General features: G+C 48.8%; 23 protein-coding genes, 1 tRNA gene and 2 pseudogenes. 15 read left to right on the top strand and 11 right to left on the bottom strand.

Annotated elements, in window-relative coordinates; translation table 11 throughout:
* Positions 1-28: 28 nt before the first annotated feature.
* Positions 29-1,354, bottom strand: a complete 1,326-nt coding sequence (gene rclA, locus EOS97_RS16480) for a reactive chlorine resistance oxidoreductase RclA (RefSeq protein ID WP_000195935.1) — start codon at positions 1,352-1,354, stop codon at positions 29-31.
* A 215-nt stretch (positions 1,355-1,569) separates the two neighbouring features.
* Here rclA and rclR point away from each other — a divergent pair, with 215 nt between their 5' ends.
* On the top strand, positions 1,570-2,424 hold the full coding sequence (gene rclR / locus EOS97_RS16475) for a reactive chlorine-specific transcriptional regulator RclR (protein ID WP_000339615.1): 855 nt from the start codon (positions 1,570-1,572) through the stop codon (positions 2,422-2,424).
* 50 nt (positions 2,425-2,474) lie between these two features.
* Here rclR and EOS97_RS16470 read toward each other — a convergent pair.
* Positions 2,475-2,735, bottom strand: a pseudogene (locus tag EOS97_RS16470) (efflux RND transporter permease subunit); the annotation flags it as partial.
* A 9-nt stretch (positions 2,736-2,744) separates the two neighbouring features.
* Between EOS97_RS16470 and EOS97_RS16465 the strand changes: the two are divergent.
* From EOS97_RS16465 to EOS97_RS16445, 5 genes and pseudogenes are all read left to right on the top strand, one after another.
* Positions 2,745-3,119 (top strand): annotated as a pseudogene (locus EOS97_RS16465) (ATP-binding protein); the annotation flags it as partial.
* A gap of 199 nt (positions 3,120-3,318) precedes the next feature.
* A complete protein-coding gene (locus EOS97_RS16460; RefSeq protein WP_000445905.1) occupies positions 3,319-3,564 on the top strand; it encodes a copper-binding protein in 246 nt (81 codons plus the stop codon).
* Positions 3,565-3,988: 424 nt separating this feature from the next.
* Complete coding sequence (locus EOS97_RS16455; RefSeq protein WP_000915529.1) at positions 3,989-4,351, top strand: GtrA family protein; 363 nt, start codon at positions 3,989-3,991, stop codon at positions 4,349-4,351.
* Positions 4,348-5,268: a glycosyltransferase family 2 protein gene (locus EOS97_RS16450; RefSeq protein ID WP_000703665.1), complete on the top strand. Its 921-nt coding sequence runs from the start codon at positions 4,348-4,350 to the stop codon at positions 5,266-5,268. The genes EOS97_RS16455 and EOS97_RS16450 overlap by 4 nt, the downstream gene beginning before the upstream one ends.
* Position 5,269: 1 nt before the next feature.
* Positions 5,270-6,727, top strand: a complete 1,458-nt coding sequence (locus EOS97_RS16445; protein ID WP_023166277.1) for a glucosyltransferase domain-containing protein — start codon at positions 5,270-5,272, stop codon at positions 6,725-6,727.
* Between the two features lie 169 nt (positions 6,728-6,896).
* Here the strand turns inward: EOS97_RS16445 and EOS97_RS16440 are convergent.
* A protein-coding gene (locus EOS97_RS16440; protein ID WP_086013477.1) for an IS3 family transposase occupies positions 6,897-7,996 on the bottom strand; the annotation gives its coding sequence in 2 pieces (ribosomal slippage) (positions 6,897-7,741 and positions 7,741-7,996; 1,101 coding nt in all).
* Positions 7,997-8,179: 183 nt separating this feature from the next.
* Positions 8,180-8,256, bottom strand: a tRNA-Arg gene (locus EOS97_RS16435).
* Between the two features lie 254 nt (positions 8,257-8,510).
* Between EOS97_RS16435 and fimW the strand changes: the two genes are divergently transcribed.
* From fimW to fimZ, 4 genes are all read left to right on the top strand, one after another.
* Positions 8,511-9,107 carry a fimbria biosynthesis transcriptional regulator FimW gene (fimW, locus tag EOS97_RS16425; RefSeq protein ID WP_000948627.1) on the top strand — a complete coding sequence of 199 codons (597 nt, stop codon included), beginning with the start codon at positions 8,511-8,513 and terminating at the stop codon, positions 9,105-9,107.
* A gap of 161 nt (positions 9,108-9,268) precedes the next feature.
* Entirely contained in the window at positions 9,269-9,580 is a 312-nt protein-coding gene (locus EOS97_RS16420; RefSeq protein ID WP_000226491.1) for a hypothetical protein, read from the top strand.
* A gap of 18 nt (positions 9,581-9,598) precedes the next feature.
* The gene (gene fimY, locus EOS97_RS16415) at positions 9,599-10,321 is read left to right on the top strand and encodes a fimbria biosynthesis regulator FimY (RefSeq protein WP_127836179.1); all 723 of its coding nucleotides are present in this window, start codon (positions 9,599-9,601) and stop codon (positions 10,319-10,321) included.
* A 603-nt stretch (positions 10,322-10,924) separates the two neighbouring features.
* Positions 10,925-11,557 carry a fimbria biosynthesis transcriptional regulator FimZ gene (gene fimZ, locus EOS97_RS16410; protein WP_000801272.1) on the top strand — a complete coding sequence of 211 codons (633 nt, stop codon included), beginning with the start codon at positions 10,925-10,927 and terminating at the stop codon, positions 11,555-11,557.
* Between the two features lie 45 nt (positions 11,558-11,602).
* On the opposite strand, the gene sfmF is transcribed toward fimZ, so the two are convergent.
* From sfmF to fimA, 6 genes are all read right to left on the bottom strand, one after another.
* Positions 11,603-12,121 carry a fimbria assembly protein gene (sfmF, locus tag EOS97_RS16405; protein ID WP_000603410.1) on the bottom strand — a complete coding sequence of 173 codons (519 nt, stop codon included), beginning with the start codon at positions 12,119-12,121 and terminating at the stop codon, positions 11,603-11,605.
* Between the two features lie 9 nt (positions 12,122-12,130).
* Positions 12,131-13,138: a type 1 fimbria D-mannose specific adhesin FimH gene (gene fimH, locus EOS97_RS16400; RefSeq protein WP_000708664.1), complete on the bottom strand. Its 1,008-nt coding sequence runs from the start codon at positions 13,136-13,138 to the stop codon at positions 12,131-12,133.
* Between the two features lie 14 nt (positions 13,139-13,152).
* Complete coding sequence (locus EOS97_RS16395; protein WP_000754212.1) at positions 13,153-15,765, bottom strand: fimbrial biogenesis usher protein; 2,613 nt, start codon at positions 15,763-15,765, stop codon at positions 13,153-13,155.
* Between the two features lie 30 nt (positions 15,766-15,795).
* Positions 15,796-16,488 carry a type 1 fimbria chaperone FimC gene (gene fimC, locus EOS97_RS16390; RefSeq protein ID WP_023170764.1) on the bottom strand — a complete coding sequence of 231 codons (693 nt, stop codon included), beginning with the start codon at positions 16,486-16,488 and terminating at the stop codon, positions 15,796-15,798.
* A gap of 43 nt (positions 16,489-16,531) precedes the next feature.
* Entirely contained in the window at positions 16,532-17,065 is a 534-nt protein-coding gene (gene fimI / locus EOS97_RS16385) for a type 1 fimbrial protein subunit FimI (RefSeq protein ID WP_000619617.1), read from the bottom strand.
* 74 nt (positions 17,066-17,139) lie between these two features.
* Positions 17,140-17,697, bottom strand: coding sequence for a type 1 fimbrial protein subunit FimA (gene fimA / locus EOS97_RS16380; protein ID WP_000681029.1), 558 nt, complete (start codon positions 17,695-17,697; stop codon positions 17,140-17,142).
* A gap of 546 nt (positions 17,698-18,243) precedes the next feature.
* On the opposite strand from fimA, the gene folD reads away from it, so the two are divergent.
* The 5 genes from folD (at position 18,244) to EOS97_RS16350 (ending at position 21,248) form a co-directional block, all read left to right on the top strand.
* Positions 18,244-19,110, top strand: coding sequence for a bifunctional methylenetetrahydrofolate dehydrogenase/methenyltetrahydrofolate cyclohydrolase FolD (gene folD, locus EOS97_RS16370; RefSeq protein WP_000729165.1), 867 nt, complete (start codon positions 18,244-18,246; stop codon positions 19,108-19,110).
* A gap of 1 nt (position 19,111) precedes the next feature.
* The gene (gene ybcJ, locus EOS97_RS16365; protein ID WP_000190281.1) at positions 19,112-19,324 is read left to right on the top strand and encodes a ribosome-associated protein YbcJ; all 213 of its coding nucleotides are present in this window, start codon (positions 19,112-19,114) and stop codon (positions 19,322-19,324) included.
* A gap of 127 nt (positions 19,325-19,451) precedes the next feature.
* Positions 19,452-19,997: a metal-dependent hydrolase gene (locus tag EOS97_RS16360; RefSeq protein ID WP_001143574.1), complete on the top strand. Its 546-nt coding sequence runs from the start codon at positions 19,452-19,454 to the stop codon at positions 19,995-19,997.
* On the top strand, positions 19,990-20,427 hold the full coding sequence (locus EOS97_RS16355; RefSeq protein ID WP_001038580.1) for an STM0539 family protein: 438 nt from the start codon (positions 19,990-19,992) through the stop codon (positions 20,425-20,427). Before EOS97_RS16360 ends, EOS97_RS16355 begins: the two co-directional genes overlap by 8 nt.
* On the top strand, positions 20,424-21,248 hold the full coding sequence (locus EOS97_RS16350; protein ID WP_000819120.1) for a DUF2145 domain-containing protein: 825 nt from the start codon (positions 20,424-20,426) through the stop codon (positions 21,246-21,248). The genes EOS97_RS16355 and EOS97_RS16350 overlap by 4 nt, the downstream gene beginning before the upstream one ends.
* Before the next feature lie 43 nt (positions 21,249-21,291).
* Here the strand turns inward: EOS97_RS16350 and cysS are convergent, their stop codons facing one another.
* Positions 21,292-22,677, bottom strand: coding sequence for a cysteine--tRNA ligase (gene cysS, locus EOS97_RS16345; RefSeq protein WP_000912376.1), 1,386 nt, complete (start codon positions 22,675-22,677; stop codon positions 21,292-21,294).
* Positions 22,678-22,735 lie beyond the last annotated feature (58 nt).

The raw sequence follows: 22,735 nt of genomic DNA, 5'->3' as shown, positions 1-22,735 counted from the left end.
TGATTAACAGGGCTACGTTATTTATGTTTTACTTAATGAGAGAGAAGAGATCGTTTAAAGACTCACTCATTGTAGGATGGGTAAATATCTGGTCGCGTAACACCGTATAAGGTAAATCTGCATCCATAACGGTTTTAACGATATTAATCATTTCATGAGAATCAACGCATAACAATGACACCCCTACAATACGCTGCGTATTCACGTCCACTACCGCTTTTAGTACGCCACGGGTATCGTTCATAACACGGGCGCGAGGGATCGCCGCCACCGGTAATGTCACCACCTGCACCGTTGCGCCGCTTGCCCGCGCTTGTTCTTCCGTCAGCCCGACACGAGAGAGCGGCGGCGTCATAAAGACGGAATACGGGACGTTCTGGCGATCGCGGGTACTGCGTTTGCCATCTCCCAATAACCCGTCGCGTACAATACGAAAATCATCCAGTGAAATATAGGTAAACTGCAACCCACCGGTAACGTCGCCCATCGCCCAGATATTGTCCGCCGTGGTACGCAGGTAATCATCCACGATGATCCCGCCGCGTTCGTTCACCGCCACGCCGGCGTTCTGCAACTGTAAGCCAGCCGTCGCCGGTTTTCGCCCCGACGCCACCAGCAGGGCATCCACAAGATGCGCGCCTTCCGGCGTTTCTACTTGTACCGCGCCCTCCTTTGAGGATACGGCCTGTACGTTGGCGTTTAAAATCAGCTCGACGCCCTTTTCCTGTAAAATGCGGGTAATTGCCTGCGCGATATCCCGATCTTCACGAGGCAGGAATTGCGGCGCTGCTTCAAAGATAGTGACCTTCGTACCAAAGTTGGCGAACATTGAGGCAAATTCAAGGCCAATATAACCACCGCCTAAAATCCCCAGCCGCGCCGGACGCTGGCTCAGGCTGAGTAGCCCGGTGCTATCGAACACCCCTGCCGTCGTTGTTAAGCCCGTAATAGCCGGGATCACCGACTCTGCGCCAGTATTAATGAAGATCTTTTCTCCCCGTAACACCCGCTCGCCGTCCGCCTGAAATACCCGTAAGGTATGGTTATCAATAAACTCCGCCCTTCCCTCAATCACATCGACATTGTCCAGGTCGGCAAGATTATGAAAATTTTTGTTGCGTAAAAAATTTACGACCGCCGCTTTGCGTTGCATGGCGACAGAAAAATCGCCCTCACGTTCCGCGTCATGCACCAGCGTTTTCGTTGGAATACAGCCAATGTTGATGCAGGTTCCGCCGAACATACTGGCGGACTGTTCGATAATCGCCACGCGCCATCCCGTCTTCGCCAGAGTTGCCGCCAACGTTTTTCCTGCCTTGCCAAAACCAATAATGAGCGCCTGATACTGTGTCATCTTCTTTCTCCGCCAAATCACCATCTGTTTGTCAGGACAAGTATAAATAACGTCAAAAAAAACAGGGTTATCCGCAACGCGTCATTTTTTGTCTTATCGTCTAAATTGGCGGTTAGCAAAAACAAGAGTAGAAATGACATTGAGTCCGAAATATAGTGATCAGAGACAGAAATGGTTATCCCTATTTTTGAAAAAGAATCTGTTTTGGAGTCTATATGGATGCGCTTAGTCGGCTATTGACGCTTAACGCCCCTCAGGGCTCAATCGACAAGAATTGCCCGTTAGGCGGCGACTGGCAGTTGCCGCACGCCGCTGGCGAGCTATCGGTGATTCGCTGGCATACCGTTACGCAGGGCGAAGCGCAACTGGAAATGCCTACCGGCGACGCCATGACGCTTACGCCGGGAAAGGTGGTGATTCTGCCACAAAACTCCGCCCACCGTTTGCGCCAGTCTGACGAAGCACCGACACATATCGTGTGCGGTAGTCTACGTCTGCACACGACGTCACGTTATTTCCTTACCGCGTTGCCGGAAGTGTTATGTCTTGCCCCGCCGCCGCATAGCCCCGCCAGTATCTGGCTTAACGCCGCCATTTTGCTGTTACAGCAGGAGTCAGAACGCCATTTGCCTGGCGCTGATGTCTTATACAGTCAGCAGTGCGCCACGCTGTTTACCCTCGCCGTTCGCGACTGGCTATCGCAGGCTGGCACGGCGAAAAGCGTGCTCAATTTATTGCTGCATCCCCGGCTGGGCCGCGTGATCCTTCACATGCTGGAAACACCGGCGCATCCCTGGACGGTCGAAACGCTGGCGCAACGGGTACACATGTCGCGGGCGAGCTTCGCCCAGCTATTTCGCGACGTGTCCGCGACGACGCCCTTAGCCGTGTTAACAACGCTGCGCCTGCAAATCGCCGCCCAGACCCTGTCGCGTGAAGCGCTGCCGGTGATGGTGATTGCCGAGTCGGTAGGTTATGCGAGCGAATCTTCTTTTCACAAAGCTTTTGTCCGTGAATTCGGTTGTACACCAGGCGAGTACCGCAAACGGGTCAGCGCGCTCGGACGATAAACGTAGGCTGAACCCGCCTACAGTTTGACGCCGCAGGCGGGCGACACACGTTATGCCGCAAGGCGACGATGCCTGCGCAGCCACATCAGCTTGTAGGCTGCCGGAATGATGAACAGCGACAGCAACGGCGCGGTAATCATGCCGCCAATCATCGGCGCGGCAATACGGCTCATCACCTCAGAACCCGCGCCGGTCCCCCATAAAACAGGCAGCAGACCGGCGATAATCACCGCTACCGTCATGGTTTTTGACCGCACCCGGAGCACCGCCCCGTGGTAAAGCGCCTCATCGAGTTTTTCTGCCGAAAAGGTGTTGGGAGCTTGCGCTTTGAAGGCCGCGCCTGCTGGATCACAGGCGATCCCATCATGCTGCGCAGAGCTATCAGTAATTTACTTTCTAATGCGATGCGCTATACGCCGCCAGGTAAAACCATTACTCTTCGGATAAAAGAAGCGGACGACCAGATACATATTATTGTTGAAAACCCCGGTACGCCAATCGCGCCGGAACATTTGCCGCGCCTTTTCGATCGTTTTTATCGGGTTGATCCCTACCGCCTGCGTAAAGGGGAAGGCAGCGGTATAGGCCTGGCAATTGTAAAATCCATCGTCATTGCGCATCAGGGAAAAGTTTCTGTCACCTCCGATACGCGCGCTACTCGTTTTATTTTGACATTACCCAAACACCTCCGTTGAACTGTAGCGATAGTGAAAGGCGCTATCACTAGCCAGCAAAATACTCTGACATCATCGTCATTATCCCGTCACGCGCCAGACCCAACGACTGTTTTATTATTTCTCTTATTAACCCACACCGGAGAAATAAGATAAATAAGATTACATCCCTTTTAGCTGTCGTTTTTTTATTTCAGCTGGCGTAAAAGCCGCAGAGAAAATGGAATCCCGCCAATTATCCGCCACGGCGCATGAGATGATGAATAACGGTGACGCCTTCGCGCATCAGCAAATGGCTCAGACACAGAAACCCAGCGCCCCAACTACTGTGGAAAATGCGACACCCTTTTCTGAAATGGACGACTATGAAAAAGCAATGGTCATCCATCAATCGATGAATAATGCCCATTCTTTCGCCCACGAGATCCAGGCTGAGGAGCACCATAAACAGATTAAACGCAATTAGTTATTTGCATATTAGCGTCACGTACTGCGGATGGCGCAACGTCGCCGCCGCAGAAGCTTACGGATTAACGTAATTTTGAGAGGTTAAATGGCGCGCCCTGCAGGATTCGAACCTGCGACCCACGGCTTAGATGTTTCTGGAACTACTTGAGCTAACAACAAGTTATCCCATTACTACGGCACTCACACTCGCCCCATCTTCGAAAAACATGCAAAGCCTTGCAAGCCGATGCAAAGCTTTGTGCGTGCTGTTTTTGTCCCAAATAACTTAGCAATCAGCAACACCGATTGATCGGTAATAACGATCAATCAACAAGCAAATAATAATTTTAAACTATCAAAAATTACATTATTGATCGTTTATATCGATCAAAACAATTTGTAGTGCTACACTCCAGACCTTTCCGAATCCGCTGATTTTCATAATGTTGAAGTTATTCGCTAAGTACACATCGATCGGTGTTCTTAACACGCTCATTCATTGGGGCGTATTTGCTTTTTGTGTGTATGGGATGCATACGCATCAGGCGCTGGCGAACTTTTCCGGTTTTGTTGTCGCTGTATCGTTCAGCTTCTATGCCAATGCGCGCTTCACCTTTAACGCCAGCACCACCACGCTTCGCTACATGATGTACGTGGGATTTATGGGAACACTGAGCGCCGTTGTTGGCTGGACGGCTGACAAATGCTCCTTGCCACCACTCCTTACTCTTATCACCTTTTCAGCTATCAGCCTGATATGCGGATTCATTTATTCAAAGTTCATTGTCTTTAGGGATGCGAAATGAAAATCTCGTTAGTCGTTCCGGTCTTCAATGAAGAAACCACGATACCTATTTTCTATAAAACGGTTCGCGAGTTTGAAGAGCTAAAACCGTATGAAGTTGAGATTGTTTTTATCAACGACGGAAGCAGAGATGCCACTGAATCGTTAATTAACGCTCTGGCACAGTCCGATTCGCTTGTCGTACCCCTGTCATTCACCCGTAATTTTGGCAAAGAGCCTGCATTGTTCGCAGGGCTTGACCATGCCACGGGGGATGCTGTAATTCCGATCGATGTCGATCTGCAGGACCCTGTCGAAGTCATCCCACATCTCATCGAGAAATGGCAGGCTGGCGCAGATATGGTGCTGGCTAAGCGCTCAGACCGCTCAACTGACGGGCGTATGAAGCGTAAGACAGCTGAATGGTTTTATAAGCTGCATAATAAAATCAGCAACCCGAAAATTGAAGAGAACGTCGGTGATTTCCGGTTAATGAGCCGTGAGGTCGTCGAAAATATTAAACAGATGCCAGAACGTAATCTGTTTATGAAAGGCGTTCTGTCATGGGTGGGCGGCAAGACTGATGTAGTTGAATACGCCCGCGCTGAGCGTGTTGCCGGCGATTCAAAATTCAATGGCTGGAAATTATGGAATCTGGCGCTGGAAGGAATAACTTCTTTCTCAACATTTCCGCTCCGCATATGGACTTACATTGGATTGTTTATTGCAGGTATGTCATTCCTTTACGGTGCATGGATGATTATTGATAAATTAATATTTGGAAATAATGTTCCTGGCTACCCGTCTCTTCTTGTTTCTGTACTTTTCCTGGGTGGCGTTCAATTGATAGGAATAGGTATTCTTGGAGAATATATTGGTAGAATTTACGTAGAAACCAAAAAAAGACCTAAATATATCTTAAAAAAGAAGGTATTATAAAGTGACGTTTAATAGAAATGACAAAATGTTTGTATCAATCTTTTTGAGTTTGGTACTCATTTACACGTTCCCTTTACTAACTCAACAAGCATATTACATTGATGATTTAGGAAGGTCTCTTTATGGTGGGCTAGGCTGGTCTGAGAATGGCAGGCCTCTTGCTGATGTTATATTTTATATAATAAATTTTGGCTTACCAATTACAGACTTATCTCCACTTCCATTGATTTTAGGATTGACTGTATTAGTTATTTCATTAGCGTACATTAGAGATTATTTGTTCGGTGATGATTATATAACAGCGGTACTTTGCTTTATGATGATTATAGCAAATCCTTTTTTCATAGAAAACCTATCATATAAATATGATTCATTAACAATGTGTTTGAGCGTCGCCATATCAATTATGGCATCGCGTAAATCGTACAGCCGTGAAATTTCAAACATCATAATCGCTGTCACTCTAACAATTGCATACCTCAGTCTATATCAAGCCTCATTAAATATATACTCTATATTTTTATTTACTTTTATACTTTCAGATATAAAAAGTGGTGAAGACTTAAAGTCAATAGTTTATAAAACTATTTCATCGCTATTTTGCCTGATAACAGGATATTTGATATACTCTTTTTTTATAGCAAAAAAACTGGTTACTGGTGGTTACAATATTGAGCACAGCAAGATTATAGAGTTAAACTCGAATATTATTGAAAGTCTTTACAATAATATAGTTTCATTCTATAAAATGATAAGCGTCATTTTCGATGGTGCTTATAGCTTTGTTTACTACTCAATGCTGGTAGTGTTGGTTGTTTCTTTTTTAATTATTGTTTTAAGAATCTTATTAAGCGAACAAAATAAAGCAATGAGGATAACATTGTTGGCTGTTAGTTTATTGGCTTCTTTATTTTTTATTATTGGCCCTATGTTGCTACTTAATTCACCGATTTATGCTGCAAGAGTACTGGTTGGGATGGGCGGTTTTATGTTTTTCTGTTGTTACTCAATGTATTCTGCATTTGGGGATAAAAAATTAATATTTAGAATTTATTTTTCTTTTGTTTTATTAATGTCTACATTTTTTTCTTACGGCGCGTATCACTCAATTAATGCACAATTTAAGTTTGAAGAAAATATTGTTAATAGAATATCTCAAGACATCCAATTCTTTGGTATTGGGAACAATGCTGAATATATAAAATTTATAGGTGTAGAGCCATACACATCAACTAATGAAAATATAATAAAAAAACACCCCATTATGGAAATATTAATACCGCGCATCATTAATAATGACTGGATGTGGTCAGGTGTATTAATGCAAAGAAATCCTTTTTCCAAAAAATTTAAACTATATACAAATCATGTCACCCTTAATGATGGATGGGAAAAAAGTCGAAATGATGTGTATTCTATTGGTTTAGTAGGTGAAACTATAGTTGTAAGGTTTAATTAGCTATAGCATGTTCACTATAAAATAAAAGTGGGTGTACACGCCCACTTTTATTACATATTTAAAGTGTTATAAAGGTTAATCTAACTAATTCTCCATTAGTTTTTTCACTAAAGCCTTTAACGAAGTAGAATTGTAAGTGGCCCTGGCCCAAATTCAGTACAGTGCTAAATCAGAGATCTTCGTCTTTCCGGAGACTTCGGATAAATTCAGCCGGAGTCATGTCATTTAATGACGAATGCATTCTCTCATGATTGTATTCCCTGCGCCAGTTGTCGGTTTTTTCCTGCGCATCTTCCAGTGACAGGAACCAGTGAATGTTCAGGCATTCATCCCGCAGACTGCCGTTAAATGATTCAATAAACGGGTTATCTGTCGGCTTTCCAGGACGTGAGAAGTCCATTGTGACGCCGTGTTCATACGCCCATTTATCCAGACTTTTTGAGATAAACTCGCTGCCGTTATCCGTCTGGATACGTACCGGCAACCGCTTATCCGGCACCCGCAGTGCCTCCATTATTCTGACCACATCCTCGCCTTTTAACGATTTTCCGGCATGGATCGCCAGGCATTCCCGACTAAAATTATCCACTACAGTCAGCGCCCGAAAACGCCGCCCGTTAAACAGATTATCTGACACAAAATCCATACTCCGGCACTGATCGACATGCGTCAGGACCGGGCGCTGCTGACGGCGTGCTGCACTGATATGTCTGCGGGGGCGTTTTCTGCGCAGGTTCAGGCCTTCCGGACAATAAATCCGGTGGGTTTTCTTGTGGTTAACAGGCCATCCCTCCCGGCGCAACTGAATATGAATACGCGGGCAACCGTAGCGTATCCGGGTTTCCGCTATTTCCCGGATACGCAGGGTTATCGCCCGATCGTCACGCTGGCTCTGCCAGTGGTAAACGGTTCTGCTCTGCATCAGCAACCCGCATCCCCGCCGGACGCTGATACGGTAAGCCTCCAGCAAAAATATCACCGCCAGGCGCTTCTGAGCCGGCCTCAGAACTTTTGCTTCAGTACCTCCTGCAGCATCTCCTTGTCCAGACTCAGCTCAGCGACCAGCTTCTTCAGCCGCTGATTCTCATCCTCCAGTTGCCGCAGACGCCGCAGTTCCGTCACGCCCGGCCCGGCAAATTTTTTCTTCCAGTTGTAAAATGTGGCCTCAGAAATTCCCATCTTTCTGCAGACTTCCCCGACGCGAGTGCCGATTTCAGCCTGTTTCAGGGCAAATGCAATCTGTTCTTCGGTATAACGGGTCTTTTTCATGACAATGCGCCTTTCTGTGAGATGGAAGAAAGACCGGAAACTTCAGTTTAGACTGGCACTGTTTACAGGGGGAAGGTCAAGATAATGCGAAAATACAGGGATGATTTAAAACTTACCCTGATACTTACACTGCAGAATAATTTTAGATGATAGTTTTTTTGATGTAACTGCTTGATTTATCAATGGCGCGCCCTGCAGGATTCGAACCTGCGACCCACGGCTTAGAAGGCCGTTGCTCTATCCAACTGAGCTAAGGGCGCCTTGTGAAGTGAAGACTTCGTGTAGACGAAACGCGAGAATTATACGGTCAGGCACTCCTGAGTCAATGGCTTTTGTTCTGGTTGCTGACTAAGTGTACGAATATCGTCTTTTCTGGCGCAATGCCAGGTTCCAGGAAATCGCCTGGACACATCTCAGCACGCATAAAGTGGGAATTAAGGCCGCCAGTATTTAGATAATCAATCAGTTTCTTTAATATTTCACCATGATTCACCTGCCGTGTAGGATATTTTTTATGCTGAGTATCGCTATTAAGGAACAAAACAGTCACTTTGAGCATGGTTTGAAAATCATCATGACGCGTCTGGCGAATCAATGGCAGCAGAAAATTGACTTTCTGCCGCCAGAAGAGATAGATAATGCCGATATCGCTTTCCTGGCCCTGGATGATGATTGGTTCAGCGCAGGCTGTTACCAGATACCTATGCATACCCAACATCAGCTACGGGTGATTATTTGTAATAAATGCGATAAAGAAAAGCTCATGTTCAGACCATGTCTGTATATGCTGCCGCATATTTATCGGGAAGATGATATTGAAGAAATTACCCGGAAAATGATATTGATCTTACATAAACGAGCGCTTCGACATAGCGTCCCTTCTGGCATTTGTCACTACTGCACGACTCGTCATTTTTCAGTAACAGAACGTCACCTGTTAAAACTGATCGCCAGCGGTTATCATTTAAGCGAAACGGCTGCTTTACTTTCACTTTCTGAAGAGCAGACAAAGTCACTCCGCCGGAGCATTATGCGAAAATTACATGTTAAAACGGAGCAGCAGTTTTTAAAGTATATTAGAGTTAACCTTCATTTCTTACTCAGTAAGTAAACTCACTTAACTTTTTACAAGGCTTACGAAATATCTCACCAATAATTAAGTAACGATACCTACAGGCATTTTTTTAACGCTGCCACAATGATGCCCATAATATCCTGATAGATTCAGGGGTCGAAAATATATGGCTGCATCATAAATGCCTGGAGGAGTGTTTGGTGGCACAGGGTACTTTATTAAAGGAAAGGATAAATCCCCCACACCTGGCGTCTTCGCCAACACGTCATTTATATCTCAACAGCGGATTGTTAAAATCTGAGCCAATCGTTCATCTCTCAACTGCGCAATTAATCGGCTATGAGGTCCTGACGCAACTTCCGTCAGAACATGATAGCGAAGTTTTTTTTCAGCAGTTAATGCTGATGGAAGGCATTGAAACATCAGAGCAACGAAGCATTGCTTTTTACGCTGGTGCAACGATGGGACAAGGTTATTTATGGCCAGCCATATTACCAGATATATATTAGAGCAATGGAAAAAGCAGGATGCGCAGCGTACCACGCAGGGAAAGACACCGCCGTTTAAGAAATGCCAAAGACTGCGCCTACCGTTATCACTCTCCAACGCCGCAGATATTTGATCGCCTTGAGTTACTGAACCAACAGCTCAATTATGCCTTGCCGGTTGGTATCATTTCTCAGGCAATAATTACAACTGACAACTACCTCGGCTATTCGCTGAGTCACTACTTATTTTCCGGAAAACGTGCCGCAGCATTCCGCTCATTAGATGACATTTCTTTGTGGATTGAAAAGGGGTCGCTCAGACAACTGATTGTAGATATGGAGGCGCTACCTGTCTCCTGTATTGAGGCGCTTAACCAGCTACGCGCGCTCAGTTGGCAACAAAGCGATATCCAGATTTACCTGCTGGTATCAGATAAAACCCCCGCTATAACACAGTTTATCCGTATGGCCGGGCATTTTTTTGTCCTGTCGCGACGACAAAATCTGGCCTCAGTACGCGAAGCCTTGTTATCAGCCTCCAAACCTCGCTTATCGGAAAGCTTTAGCCGTACTGACTGGTTGATGATTGAAACTTTAGCGCAAGGCGCCTCTTTAAAAGAAATAGCACGTCAGCAAAGCGTACCTTATCATCGTGTGGTTTACCGGCTTAAACAACTTATCACCCTCCTTAACCTTCCCCACAGGCAAAGCTTTCTTCGGCTGGTCCAGCAGCTAAACGTTACTTTCCACGACATTTTTTAACGAAGTAACGTTTTGGTGAATAAGATTTTTTAAGAAATTACTTATTTTCACTTCCATTAAATGTAAATATTTCACATAAAATTAATATTTACAACTCGTCCTGGTAAGCGATAAAAATTTTTTTCTTACACCGTCCCCTGTTCCTCCTCGTTTTTTGAGGTCTCCAGCGTAAACATGTTTCTGTTATTACATAACAAATACTAAACAATTAGTCTTTCATATTATTTTTATACTTAAAAACAACAGTTTAAACTACTCAATGTCAGCTTTAAAGAAAATAGCTCTACCACGAACAAATTTTCTATAACGCCACAGAACATCCTACCCGCTATCCATAATTCGCATTTCGCAAGACTTTTCCGAGAAATCAGACCAGGTATAATCCATATTGTTTTTACTTAATCAGAAATTTCTTTTTTGTTGGTGCGAAATGGATATTCCACATATTTATTACTCTTACGCCAAATAGCCAGTCAACAGGGAGGTCTCATTCTTTATTATTGCTCCACTGTGTGGTGTGTAGATCTGGCTATTTCACAATCTTTAAGGTGTCTGACGCTTATTCTAAAACGAAGGACGCATAACAGTCTGAGGCATACAACAATGAAACCTGCATCTGTTATCATTATGGACGAACACCCTATTGTAAGAATGTCGATCGAAGTTTTACTCGGTAAAAATAGCAATATTCAGGTTGTCCTGAAAACGGATGATAGCCGAACAGCGATAGAGTATCTGCGCACTTATCCTGTTGACCTTGTCATTCTGGATATTGAATTACCGGGCACCGACGGCTTTACCTTACTTAAACGAATCAAATCTATCCAGGAACATACCCGGATACTTTTTTTATCGTCAAAATCAGAGGCTTTTTATGCCGGAAGAGCAATAAGAGCGGGCGCAAACGGATTTGTAAGTAAACGCAAAGACCTCAATGATATTTATAATGCGGTAAAAATGATTTTATCCGGCTATTCTTTTTTCCCATCTGAGACGCTTAATTTCATCAGTAATACCCGTCCCCCCAAAGGCGGGCACCATGATATGCCACTATCTAACCGCGAAGTTACCGTGCTGCGCTATCTGGCCAATGGAATGTCTAACAAAGAAATTGCCGAGCAACTTTTATTGAGTAACAAGACTATCAGCGCGCATAAGGCCAATATATTTTCTAAACTTGGCCTTCACTCTATCGTTGAGCTTATCGATTACGCCAAATCACACGAATTATTGTAAAGGTACTCCCGACGAATTATCGTTCGGGAGCCACAATAACGGACACTAATTGTAATTGATCAGGAAGGTCGCATCCGCGTTAGCAAGTCCGGGCTGCACGCCATCGGCTAAGGCGATATAGTTCGCATAGAATTTCAGGGTAGCATTGCCGTTGTTGTCAATATCGACGGCCTTGCTGGCCTGTTCAAGCGGCAATCGACGTTGATCGCCATCGCGAATTTCAATCGCCAGTTTTTGCGCCATTGCCGTATCAGCAAGCGCCAGTAATGCCGTGCCGGGCGCTGGCGTCCCGGAAAACGTTATAGACGCCGACCCCGGCGGGCAGCCTTCAAGTTTTAGGCTAAAGGCTACCGGTTGCGTAGCGTCACCGGCGGCGTGAAGCTGTTTTGTCGGCCAGGTGCCGAGGTTAACCGATTTGTTACTGTCGCCCGCAACCACGGCGCAGGTAAAATCCACCACGTTACCGCGCAGTTCAATATTCACTTCGCCCAGAGATGAGTTGGCCTGACTCAGCGGGCTGAACAAAACACAACCAATAGTGATGAAAACGCGCCGAAGGATCATTATACCTCCTTAATCATAATCGACTCGTAGATAGCCGCGCGCAGTAAACGGCCCTTCCACCGGTTTATTCCCCGTCACGCTGATCGGCCAGGCGCGAATACCTACGCGAGCGGCGGCGTTATCATCAAGATGAAACGGAATTTTACTCGACAAATTATTGGGTGTGAGCGGCGTACCGTTGCTATTAGCAACTACAAAGCCTAAATCCGGATTATCGGACACCATCGCCTGCCCTGAGGCCTTTTCGGCTTCAAGCCGCATCGATAAATAGGCCTGCGCCGCGACGTTGGTACATTTAATAGCGATAGTTTTCGTTTGCGGCGTGACGCCTTGCGGACGATTACCCGCCCCCGCCTGACTAAATAACGACGCGCCGATATCGCCGAAATCAAACTCCACGACCTGTCCGGCATTCACTTCACAGTTTTGCGGTACTTCCACTTTGCCGCTGTAGCTAATGGTATACACCGGCGTGCTCAACGCGTCGCCGGTAGAGGTCGTCACATAGACAGTAAACATTGTCTGGCGAGGGATCGTCACCATATTAATAAAAGGCCGTATCACTTTTAATTTAAAAACCAGCTTTGAGTCCTGCACGCCAAACGGCATTTGCTGCGACACGTTAGAGTCGACGCCCATGCGAATATAGTTACGGGGCGGATAAAATACGCCAGCGACACTATCGGTGATGCTCATCGCGCCCAGAAGGTAGTCATTCAGTTTGAGGTATTTAAAATTTCCTTCGGTGCTTCGTACCGGTAATTCTGATACATAGCTTCGGTAGGTATAATTTACCGTTGTCCCCGCCGGGCACGTCGCGTTTACGCCGACCCAACCTGATTTTTCCGGCAGCGTCACCACCTGTCCCGGCTGATTATTGCCGCTGGTGAAAACATCTGACAGGTCGTAAAAGATATCGGTCGCCGTCCCGTTTGAATTACGGCAAACCGTCGCCAGCGCGGGATGGGTGAAAAAGAGCGCGGTCCCCGCCAGCAATAGCGCTGAGTATATTTTCATCTCTATTTTTCCTTTTATGACGCCGGACGGATACAGGTCGCGCTGGCTATCGTAATCGCCTGCTTCAGGCTGTCCTCCGCCAGGGCGTAAGGGGCGATACAACGCGCGTTTTTCCCCTCTCCCCACTGGATGAACAGTTCACCTTTTAGCGGCAAGCCGCTCAGATAAATTTGCCCGTCATCGCCGACCATACTGGTAATGCCGCTGGCGGTTTCTCGTACTATCGCGCCAAACGGTAACGGACGTCCGCCAAGCCTCGCGGTAATGATTGCCCTTACGCCTATCCGCGTATCAAAAGCGGCCCGCACCAGCGCGCCCTCTGTCGGCACTACGCTGCTGACGTTATTTTCGACATCGGTATGGTTGTCCATCGTGTTGGTATCTAACGCGACGCGGTTATAGCGATATACCGTGGCGTAGGGCATTACCGCATAACCCCGCCAGTCCGTTTTCACGCCGGTCTGGTTTTCGATGCGCACGCCTTTCGCTCCCGGCGCTTTAATCAAGACATTGGTATCGCCCAACGGTTGGCTAAACGTAATACCATCCGCATGACCGACCACGCCGCCGGAAAGTTGCCAGTTATAGTCATGCTGATCGCGATCGTAGTTATATCCCACGCCCAGCGTGCCATACGTCGCCTGCCAGCTAGCGCTGGCGCTGCCGCTATAACCATTGGTACTGCTACGACCCTGCGTCACGCTGTAGCTCAGATTACGTCCTTCCAGAAGCGTGCCGCCCACGCCGGTCTGCCAGCTATTGTCGCCGTCGCGGTTGCGGTTGGCGTTAAACGTGGCATAAGTACGATCAAGAATAGTGTCGCGCGCATAGCGCCGTCCGGTCAGAACGCTAAACGGAACGGACATATTGAATGCCAGAATGCGATCGGCGCCTGAGATCCCCACCGACTCGCTCCACGACCATGACAGCGAATAACTTATGCCTTGCCATCCACTGGCGTATCCCAGTTGATACCAGGTATTGGTATCCGCCGTATTCCAGTAATTTTGTTGACTGCCGGAAAGATACAGTGACCCGTAATCCCCCAGGTTTTGCGAAATATTGACCTGAAAGCGGCCTTTTTTGCTGTAACGGAGATTGTGGTAGCTCTGCGCCACCGGCACTTTATGGCGGCGTCCGTCGCTATCGTATTCGTAGTCGTACCCTTCCATACTGCGGTATGCCACATCATCCAGGGTGTAAAATCCGCGTGTGGAATAGCGGTAACCCAGCAATTGAAAATTAGTCCCGTAATTATTCAGCGATTTGGCGTACAGAAAACGCAACGATTGCCCCTGATGGGTGCTGTCATCTGCCAGTTGGCTACGCGCATGTGTGACATCGACCGACACGGCTCCCCAGTCACCCAAATTTCGCCCCGCCCCGACCACCACGGCACGATAACGATCGGCAAGTTGCGTACCGCCGTAAGCCGTCAGCCCCGCAGGCAGGCCGGCAATCACCGTTCCCTGGAAAAAGAATGGCGAAGACTGCTGACTATTGCCGCTGCGAAAATCCCCGGCCACCAGGTCATACTTCACCCTGCCCTCACGCTGCAATAGCGGAACGGTAGAGTAAGGCACCGTGTAACGTTGTTGGCTACCGTCTTTTTCATCTACCGTCACCTCAAGGTCGCCGCTGGAAGAGGTAGGATTAAGATCGGTAATCGCAAACGCGCCCGGCGACACATAGCTTTGGTAGATAACATACCCGTTCTGTCGTATCGTCAGCTTTGCCGCCGTCCGGGCGATCCCTCTAACCGTGGGGGCGTAGCCCTGCAGGCTATCGGGATACATATTGTCAGAAGAGTACAGCCGCGCTCCGCGAAAGCCGACGCTGTCGAAAACATCGTTCCCGGTATTGCTGTCCCCCATGACCAGTTCGCTTTTTAGCGGAATGATGGCGCGCTGTACCCAGGTGCCAATGTTGTTCCAGCGTTGCGAATGATAGCCGTCCCCTTTCGAATAATTCCAGGCTCCGTTATTACGCAGCCGCCAGGGGCCATAGTTCAACCCGCTCAGCAGACTCAAAAAATAGCTATCGCTGTCTGTTCCGCGGCTACCGGTAAAACTGTAATTAATGAGTGCGGCGGGTATCCCTTCATCCCACTCTTCCGGCGGGATATAGCCACGCGCGCTGTTGAGCAATGACGCCTGCGGCAAGCTAATATTTAAGCGCATCGACGCGAAATCAAACGCGACCTCCGCGCCCGGGATTTTCTCAGGAAGGTGAATACACGTGGTATCGACGCCTTTATCTGAGACAGGGAACGCCGCGGTATTCACGCCCAGCCGTTTAATCCACGCCGGTGTAAAACAAGGCATCAGGCCGCCGGATTTATCGCCGGCGCCCACGGCGCCCGCCTCAAAACGAATATCCTGCGTCGCTACGAATTCGTCGTTACGCCAGATATCCACCCGGTAAATACCAGGCGGCTGATGATTACCTTTTTCAAAGCGAGATAAATCCGCCACGGACGCGGTATCCGCCGACAAAAACGCAGGGTTGAAATAACTTTCGCCGCGGCTCGTCAGCGGACACAGCGCCGCCAGCACCGACAGCGCCACGCCGCTTAACGGTGATACATAGCCGGGAAATCGCCCTGCAAACCAGGTTGTCTTCTTCATCGTGTTCTCGTGTGGCTTCACGCTCTCTGCTTAACCGAGACTGGCCGTTGTCGCCGACGTCAATGCGCCGTAATCATTGACGGTCTGAAATGTCACGCTGCCCTGCGCGCCAGTCGGTAAGGGAATTTGCATGTCGCTTTTTGGCGCGATCATCACGTTATCAATCTTTTTCGCGCCCACGCTGATATTGACCAGCGTGAGGTAATAAGCAGATGGGTTGGTTATCTTGAGATGGTTGCCGACACGGGAAAATTTCAGCAAGGTCGGCGCGTCTTCCGGCGTCTGCGGCAAATTCGCCGGACGCACGAACAGTTTGATGCGCGACAGAATCGCCAGTTGCAGAACGTTTTTTCCTTCAATATGACTTTTATCGACCGACGGGATGGCTTTCACGTTCATCCAGAATAACGACTCCCGATCCCCGGGTAGCGGTTGCCCGGCGTAGATAATACGCAGCGTGTTTTCGCTTTTGGGTTCGCTGACGAATAAAGGCGGCGTAACGATAAACGTTTTTTCTTTCTGCCCGGCGCTATTTTCGATCCATGAATTGACGAGGTAACGTTCTTGAATATCGCTATTACTGATTGCCAGAGAAGTCTGTTTCGCCGCCGAGGGATAAATAACTCGCGTGGCGCCTAATGCAATCCCCCCCGCCGCCTGTACGTTCAACGAAGTAAATAACGTGAGAAGAACAATAAAGCCTACTTTTATACTATTCAGCATGGTAAAAAATACCTTTTGCATTGAGTCACGTCGGCAAGAAAATTCATGGGTAAACCAGCGTAAACCACACTTCTGAATGAATTCGTCCCGGCGTCATATTTTCTGAAATTGCCCGATAGCGGGCGGTAAAATGCAAAGTCATTTCTGACGTTAAAATGGGCGCGTAATGAAGCGGTAATGTGTTAGGTATGATTTGCCGCTGCTGGTCATCAAATAATGCCAGGCCGATTCCGGCATTACCGATACCCTCGCCGCTGGCCAGAAAAACGTGGGGATCTTCCGCAGGCGTAACGCCGGCAAACGCAATGCCGACATGACGCCAGACCTCCGCGCTACAGGAGATTAACCGTAACGAAAATGGAACGCTGACGGGAGCGAAGCTGCCAGGACCGGTAAACGCATTCGTGCGGTACTGTCCCATCAGTACGCGCAAATCCTGGCTTTCTGTGGCGACAGCGCAGCCGCCATTGACCAGTTGTCCGCGCAGGTGAACACGCCCGCTCTCCACCATTACCGGCTGCGCAATAACGGGCGACATCAAAACAAGCCCCACTAGCGCCGCGCCTTTCCTTATCATCTGCTATGTTCTCTTTTATCCCCGATAGCCTCTTCCGTTGAGGCGCCTCCCTTCCCTGGCGTTCCCGGACGGGATTATTCGTATTTCATGATAAAGGTGGCGTCGGCATTAGCCTGACCTGGCGTCGTGGCGGCGGCGGTTGCCTTATAGCGTGCGGTAAAACGCAGCGTATTGGTGCCTTCAACCAGCGCCTGCTTCGCCGAGAAGGTCGCGCCGTCCGGCTTCAACGGTGAAGAGGTATTATCAAGAATCTCAATCCCGACGCCGGTTGCGGTAGTGCTATTGTCCGCAGAGGAGACAGCCAGCAAATTAGTGTTGGTGTTATCTGCCTGACCAGAGAAAGCCACGGCAGCGGTGGCTGCCACTTTCGGATCGCAGTCATTCAGGACGATGGAGAAAGGCACCTGCGCGGTCGTATCACCAATCGCCGTAAAGCTGGCGGTACGGTATTGACCCAGCGTCACCGTTTGATCGGCGGATTTAGTGCTAACGGCACAGGCTGCATTAACCAGTTTACCTTCGAAATGAATAGTACCGCCACTCACGCTCACCGGAGTAGGATCAGCCGCAACCGCTGCGCCAGCGACAAACATCAGACTCGCAATAGTAGAGGTCATTAATTTATGTTTCATGGATTTCCCTTGAATTACACACACCCGGTTTCGGCATCCTGTCGGCTCCGTTTGAATTATTATCGACATAGCATGTCAGAAAATTTATCTCTGCATCCTGTAAAGATAGATATCGCAGATTAATTAGTTTTCTGTTTCTCCCCTGAGTATCAGACGCAGTAATTAATCTTTGCCAATATGACATTTCGTCACGGTAATAAATTAAACATTTCGCTAAATAAAAAATAGCCGCAAACTCTTTTAATGACCTAAGCTAATTCTTATTGGGATATAAGAAGGGTCTAATCTTATTTTGTATAAAATGTCGCATTATGCCGCCTGATGCTATTAACGGCGAGGGATTACGGTAACCATAGCCAGGGTGATGAATTGTTTCTTTTTGGTTAATCATGGCGCGCTTACTGGTCACGTCTCAGTATCATCAACGGACGGGGGAGACGTCGCGTTTGCATCGGAAACACAAACGTTAACTGACAGCGAGGCCCGCTTCTGACAAAATAGCGTTATCCCCTTTGACTTGAAGTAACAGATGGAATCTTCTCTCTGATGGCAGCAAAGATTATTGACGGTAAAACGATTGCGCAGCAGGTGCGATCTGAGGTTGCTCAAAAAGTTCAGGCACGCGTCGCAGCAGGACTTCGCGCTCCCGGCCTGGCTGTGGTGTTGGTCGGCAGCAATCCGGCCTCACAGATTTATGTCGCAAGTAAACGTAAAGCGTGCGACGAAGTGGGATTCGTCTCCCGCTCCTATGACCTGCCAGAAACCACCAGCGAAGCCGAACTGCTGGCGCTTATCGATACTCTGAATGCAGATAACACGATCGACGGTATTCTGGTGCAGTTGCCTTTACCGGCAGGCATCGACAACGTTAAAGTGCTGGAGCGTATCGCGCCAGATAAAGACGTAGACGGTTTTCATCCTTATAATGTCGGTCGTCTGTGCCAGCGTGCGCCGCGTCTGCGTCCCTGTACGCCCCGCGGTATTGTGACCCTGCTTGAGCGTTACAATATTGATACCTATGGCCTGAATGCGGTGGTCATTGGCGCGTCCAATATCGTTGGACGCCCAATGAGCATGGAGCTGCTGCTGGCTGGCTGTACGACTACCGTTACGCACCGCTTTACCAAAGATCTGCGACACCATGTCGAGCATGCTGATTTGCTCATTGTCGCCGTAGGTAAACCGGGCTTTATTCCCGGCGAATGGATTAAAGAAGGCGCAATTGTGATTGATGTCGGTATTAACCGTCTGGAAAATGGCAAGGTCGTTGGCGACGTCGTGTTTGACGAAGCCGCGGCGCGCGCGTCATACATCACGCCAGTACCGGGCGGCGTCGGCCCGATGACGGTCGCCACGCTTATCGAAAACACGCTGCAGGCGTGCATTGAATATCACGATCCACAAGGAAAATAACATGGCGACATTCTCTTTAGGCAAGCACCCGCACGTCGAGCTGTGCGATCTGCTCAAGCTGGAAGGCTGGAGCGAAAGCGGCGCGCAGGCGAAAATCGCCATTGCCGACGGGTTGGTGAAGGTTGATGGCGTGGTTGAAACGCGTAAACGCTGCAAAATTGTCGCCGGGCAAACCGTTAGCTTCGAAGGCCAAAGTGTGAACGTCGTGGCCTGATACAGAGTGCCGGATAGCGACGCAAAGCGTCTTATCCGGCCTGATTACGCTGTCTTTTCAGATAATCATCCACTTAATCCTCTGCGTTCCAACTGCTAGCATGGCTATTTCCCTGTGAACCATCGCTATGCCTACCGTTATCACCCACGCCGCCGTTCCTCTGTGTCTTGGCGCAGGCTTAGGCCTGAAAGTTATCCCTCCTCGCCTGCTGTTTGCCGGTGTTGTGCTGGCGATGCTCCCCGATGCCGACGTGCTGGCCTTTAAATTTGGCGTCTCCTACGGCAACGTTTTCGGCCATCGTGGATTTACCCACTCTTTACTTTTCGCATTCGTCCTCCCCCTGTTGTGCGTACTCCCGGGACGACGATGGTTTCGAGCGGGGCAGGTGCGCTGCTGGCTGTTTTTAACCGTTTCATTGTTGTCGCACAGCCTGCTGGATTCGATCACCACGGGTGGTAAAGGCGTCGGATGGCTGTGGCCGTGGTCAGATGAACGTTTTTTTGCGCCCTGGCAGGTGATTAAAGTCGCGCCTTTCGCGCTTTCAAGCTACATCACGCCGTATGGACATCAGGTCATTCTCTCAGAATTGCTGTGGGTGTGGTTGCCGGGAAGTATTTTAGTGTTATTTCTACGGGTACTTAAAACGCATATTAAAAGGAATCAATATGAATAAAATGACATTCGCCGCCGCGGTCGTCTGTTTCTCATTTTCCCACGCCAGCTATAGCGAAGAAATGTCTGCCACTGGATGGTATGCGGCATCGTCTGCGGTTGTCAGCGTGGGCAGTTCCGCACTGGTTAGCGGAATTATACTCTCCCCCGTACTGCTGCCGCTCAACCTGAGTATTGGATCTGTTGTCGAAAATAAAAAGCAAAAAACCGCGCTGTTAACCACTAAGTCCCCCGATAACAAAGACATTAAAATGCAAGTTCCGCTACATGTCGTCAAAGAAGGCAACCTCAAAGCAGGTGATAAAGTCACTCTGGAAAAAACGCAGGAAGGCACCGGCGCTTATTTGAAAAAAGAGGGCAAAGTCCTTGCCCATATGGTAAATCAGGACGACGCAGGACTTTCCAGCAACCAGACGGTACCGGCCAAATGAAGCGGTTCGCGTTTGCCCTGTGGCTCAGCGCAATCTCGCTCAACGCTTATGCAGACAGTGCTAACTGTCACCAAAAAGCAAACACGCCGGAGAGCATCGCAGCGACAATGGATCAGGCGCTACAGCTCAAACAACAGCTTAACAGTCAATCCGATCCGGTCGTCATTCTGGTTCGCCAGGGGCAAGATATGTCGAGCCGACATTTAACCTGGTCACATGCTGGCTATGCCATGCGCCAGCCAAACGGAGACTGGCGGGTTTACCATAATCTGAATACTTGCGGAACCGCTGAATCAGCGCTCTATATACAAGGTCTGTATGAGTTTCTGGCTGATGACCTGGTGAATCAGAGCATTGCCGTTTTGCGCCCGCGTTCAGATATCGCGACGGCATTACAAACGCTCTTACATAGCGCTATCAAACTCAATCTCTTCCACAGTCCCCGCTATAACCTGATTGCGTGGCCTTTTTCCGGCCCTTATCAGAATTCGAATGGCTGGCTTCTCGAAGTGTTTGCGCGAGCAAACGATGCGCAGGTTTGGTCACGTAATGATGCCCGCCGCTGGTTGCAGCTTCAGGGTTATCAACCCTCTATCGTTAGTGCTGGCACTTTTGAACGATTAGGCGCAAAACTGTTCACCCCTAACGTTTTCACCGACGATCAGCCAGCAGAATTGCTGCGAAAAGGAAATGTGGGGCTAAACAGCGGCGACAGCGTCATCCGCTTTATTGCCCATTACAGCCGGGCAATATCCGGATGTGAACATCAGAATCTGGGGGAGTCGGTGTGTGTTTATCTTTCGCCCGGTGCGAAAAAATAAAAAACAGGCCGTTCTATGCAAATAGAGCGGCCTGTAAAAGCGCTTACTTACGCCGCCAGGTGGTGCCCTGCGGGCCATCTTCCAGAATAATACCCATTTCAGCGAGACGATCGCGCGCCGCGTCCGCCGCCGCCCAGTCTTTCGCTTTACGGGCATCCAGACGCTGTTGAATCAAGGCTTCAATTTCCGCAACTTCACCGTCATCCGCCTGCGCGCCGCTTTGCAGGAAAACATCCGGCTCCTGCTCCAGCAGTCCCAGCACGCCAGAAATCTTCCGCAGATGAGACGCCATCGCATTCGCGGCGGTCATATCCTCGCCCTTCAGACGGTTGACTTCACGCGCCATATCAAACAGGACGGAGTAGGCTTCCGGGGTATTGAAATCGTCATTCATCGCCTCCACGAAACGCGCTTCAAACGCCTCGCCGCCCGCCGGGGCCGCTGATTTATCCGTTCCACGCAATGCGGTGTATAGCCGCTCCAACGAAGCGCGCGCCTGCTTGAGGTTCTCTTCGCTGTAGTTCAGTTGGCTACGGTAATGCCCGGACATCAGGAAGTAGCGCACGGTTTCCGCATCGTAGTATTTCAGCACGTCGCGCACGGTAAAGAAGTTGCCCAGCGATTTGGACATCTTCTCGCGATCCACCATCACCATACCGGAGTGCATCCAGTAGTTGACGTATTCGCCGTCATGCGCGCAGGTAGACTGGGCAATCTCGTTTTCATGGTGCGGGAACATCAGATCGGAACCGCCGCCGTGAATATCAAAATGGTTGCCCAACTGCTTGCAGTTCATCGCCGAACATTCAATGTGCCAGCCCGGACGCCCTTCGCCCCACGGCGACGGCCAGCTCGGCTCGCCCTCTTTCGACATTTTCCACAGCACGAAGTCCATCGGGTTACGCTTCACGTCAACGACATCCACGCGCGCGCCCGCCTGAAGCTGCTCAAGATCCTGACGGGAAAGCTGCCCATAAGTCGGATCGGTCGGTACATCAAACATCACATCGCCGTTATCCGCCACATAGGCGTGCCCTTTCTCGATTAAGGTGCGGGTGAGCTCGATAATTTCCTGAATATGGTGCGTCGCACGCGGCTCGCTGTCCGGACGCAGAATATTCAGCGCGTCGAAGTCCTGATGCATTTCCGCAATCATTCTGTCGACCAGCGCGACAAAACTTTCGCCGTTTTCATTGGCGCGTTTAATAATTTTATCGTCGATATCGGTAATGTTACGCACATACTTCAGCTTATAACCGAGAAAACGCAAATAGCGCGCGACAACGTCAAAAGCGACAAACGTGCGTCCGTGGCCAATGTGGCAGAGATCGTAAACGGTGATACCACACACGTACATGCCGACTTCCCCGGCATGAATGGGTTTGAATTCCTCTTTTTGGCGCGTCAGTGTATTAAAAATTTTTAACATCGAAGATTCCGTATAGACGTGTGTGGGTAATTAGGTGTGTATAATACTCATAATTCAA

Source organism: Salmonella sp. SSDFZ54 (assembly GCF_004010735.1).
GTDB lineage: Bacteria > Pseudomonadota > Gammaproteobacteria > Enterobacterales > Enterobacteriaceae > Salmonella > Salmonella enterica.
The sequence above is the reverse complement of the archived record's forward strand: the minus strand, read 5'-3'. Positions and strand labels throughout refer to the sequence as shown.

What these genes read in the sequence shown, in the direction of transcription:
- fimY (WP_127836179.1), top strand. Translation starts at nt 9,599, where the DNA reads ATGCGCAGCGTACCACGCAGGGAAAGACACCGCCGTTTAAGAAATGCC.
- EOS97_RS16360 (WP_001143574.1), top strand. Translation starts at nt 19,452, where the DNA reads ATGCCTACCGTTATCACCCACGCCGCCGTTCCTCTGTGTCTTGGCGCA.
- rclA (WP_000195935.1), bottom strand. Translation starts at nt 1,354, where the DNA reads ATGACACAGTATCAGGCGCTCATTATTGGTTTTGGCAAGGCAGGAAAA.
- fimH (WP_000708664.1), bottom strand. Translation starts at nt 13,138, where the DNA reads ATGAAAATATACTCAGCGCTATTGCTGGCGGGGACCGCGCTCTTTTTC.
- EOS97_RS16450 (WP_000703665.1), top strand. Translation starts at nt 4,348, where the DNA reads ATGAAAATCTCGTTAGTCGTTCCGGTCTTCAATGAAGAAACCACGATA.
- fimZ (WP_000801272.1), top strand. Translation starts at nt 10,925, where the DNA reads ATGAAACCTGCATCTGTTATCATTATGGACGAACACCCTATTGTAAGA.
- EOS97_RS16455 (WP_000915529.1), top strand. Translation starts at nt 3,989, where the DNA reads ATGTTGAAGTTATTCGCTAAGTACACATCGATCGGTGTTCTTAACACG.
- cysS (WP_000912376.1), bottom strand. Translation starts at nt 22,677, where the DNA reads ATGTTAAAAATTTTTAATACACTGACGCGCCAAAAAGAGGAATTCAAA.
- rclR (WP_000339615.1), top strand. Translation starts at nt 1,570, where the DNA reads ATGGATGCGCTTAGTCGGCTATTGACGCTTAACGCCCCTCAGGGCTCA.
- ybcJ (WP_000190281.1), top strand. Translation starts at nt 19,112, where the DNA reads ATGGCGACATTCTCTTTAGGCAAGCACCCGCACGTCGAGCTGTGCGAT.
- EOS97_RS16350 (WP_000819120.1), top strand. Translation starts at nt 20,424, where the DNA reads ATGAAGCGGTTCGCGTTTGCCCTGTGGCTCAGCGCAATCTCGCTCAAC.
- EOS97_RS16460 (WP_000445905.1), top strand. Translation starts at nt 3,319, where the DNA reads ATGGAATCCCGCCAATTATCCGCCACGGCGCATGAGATGATGAATAAC.
- sfmF (WP_000603410.1), bottom strand. Translation starts at nt 12,121, where the DNA reads ATGATCCTTCGGCGCGTTTTCATCACTATTGGTTGTGTTTTGTTCAGC.
- EOS97_RS16355 (WP_001038580.1), top strand. Translation starts at nt 19,990, where the DNA reads ATGAATAAAATGACATTCGCCGCCGCGGTCGTCTGTTTCTCATTTTCC.
- fimI (WP_000619617.1), bottom strand. Translation starts at nt 17,065, where the DNA reads ATGATAAGGAAAGGCGCGGCGCTAGTGGGGCTTGTTTTGATGTCGCCC.
- EOS97_RS16395 (WP_000754212.1), bottom strand. Translation starts at nt 15,765, where the DNA reads ATGAAGAAGACAACCTGGTTTGCAGGGCGATTTCCCGGCTATGTATCA.
- fimW (WP_000948627.1), top strand. Translation starts at nt 8,511, where the DNA reads ATGCTGAGTATCGCTATTAAGGAACAAAACAGTCACTTTGAGCATGGT.
- folD (WP_000729165.1), top strand. Translation starts at nt 18,244, where the DNA reads ATGGCAGCAAAGATTATTGACGGTAAAACGATTGCGCAGCAGGTGCGA.
- fimA (WP_000681029.1), bottom strand. Translation starts at nt 17,697, where the DNA reads ATGAAACATAAATTAATGACCTCTACTATTGCGAGTCTGATGTTTGTC.
- fimC (WP_023170764.1), bottom strand. Translation starts at nt 16,488, where the DNA reads ATGCTGAATAGTATAAAAGTAGGCTTTATTGTTCTTCTCACGTTATTT.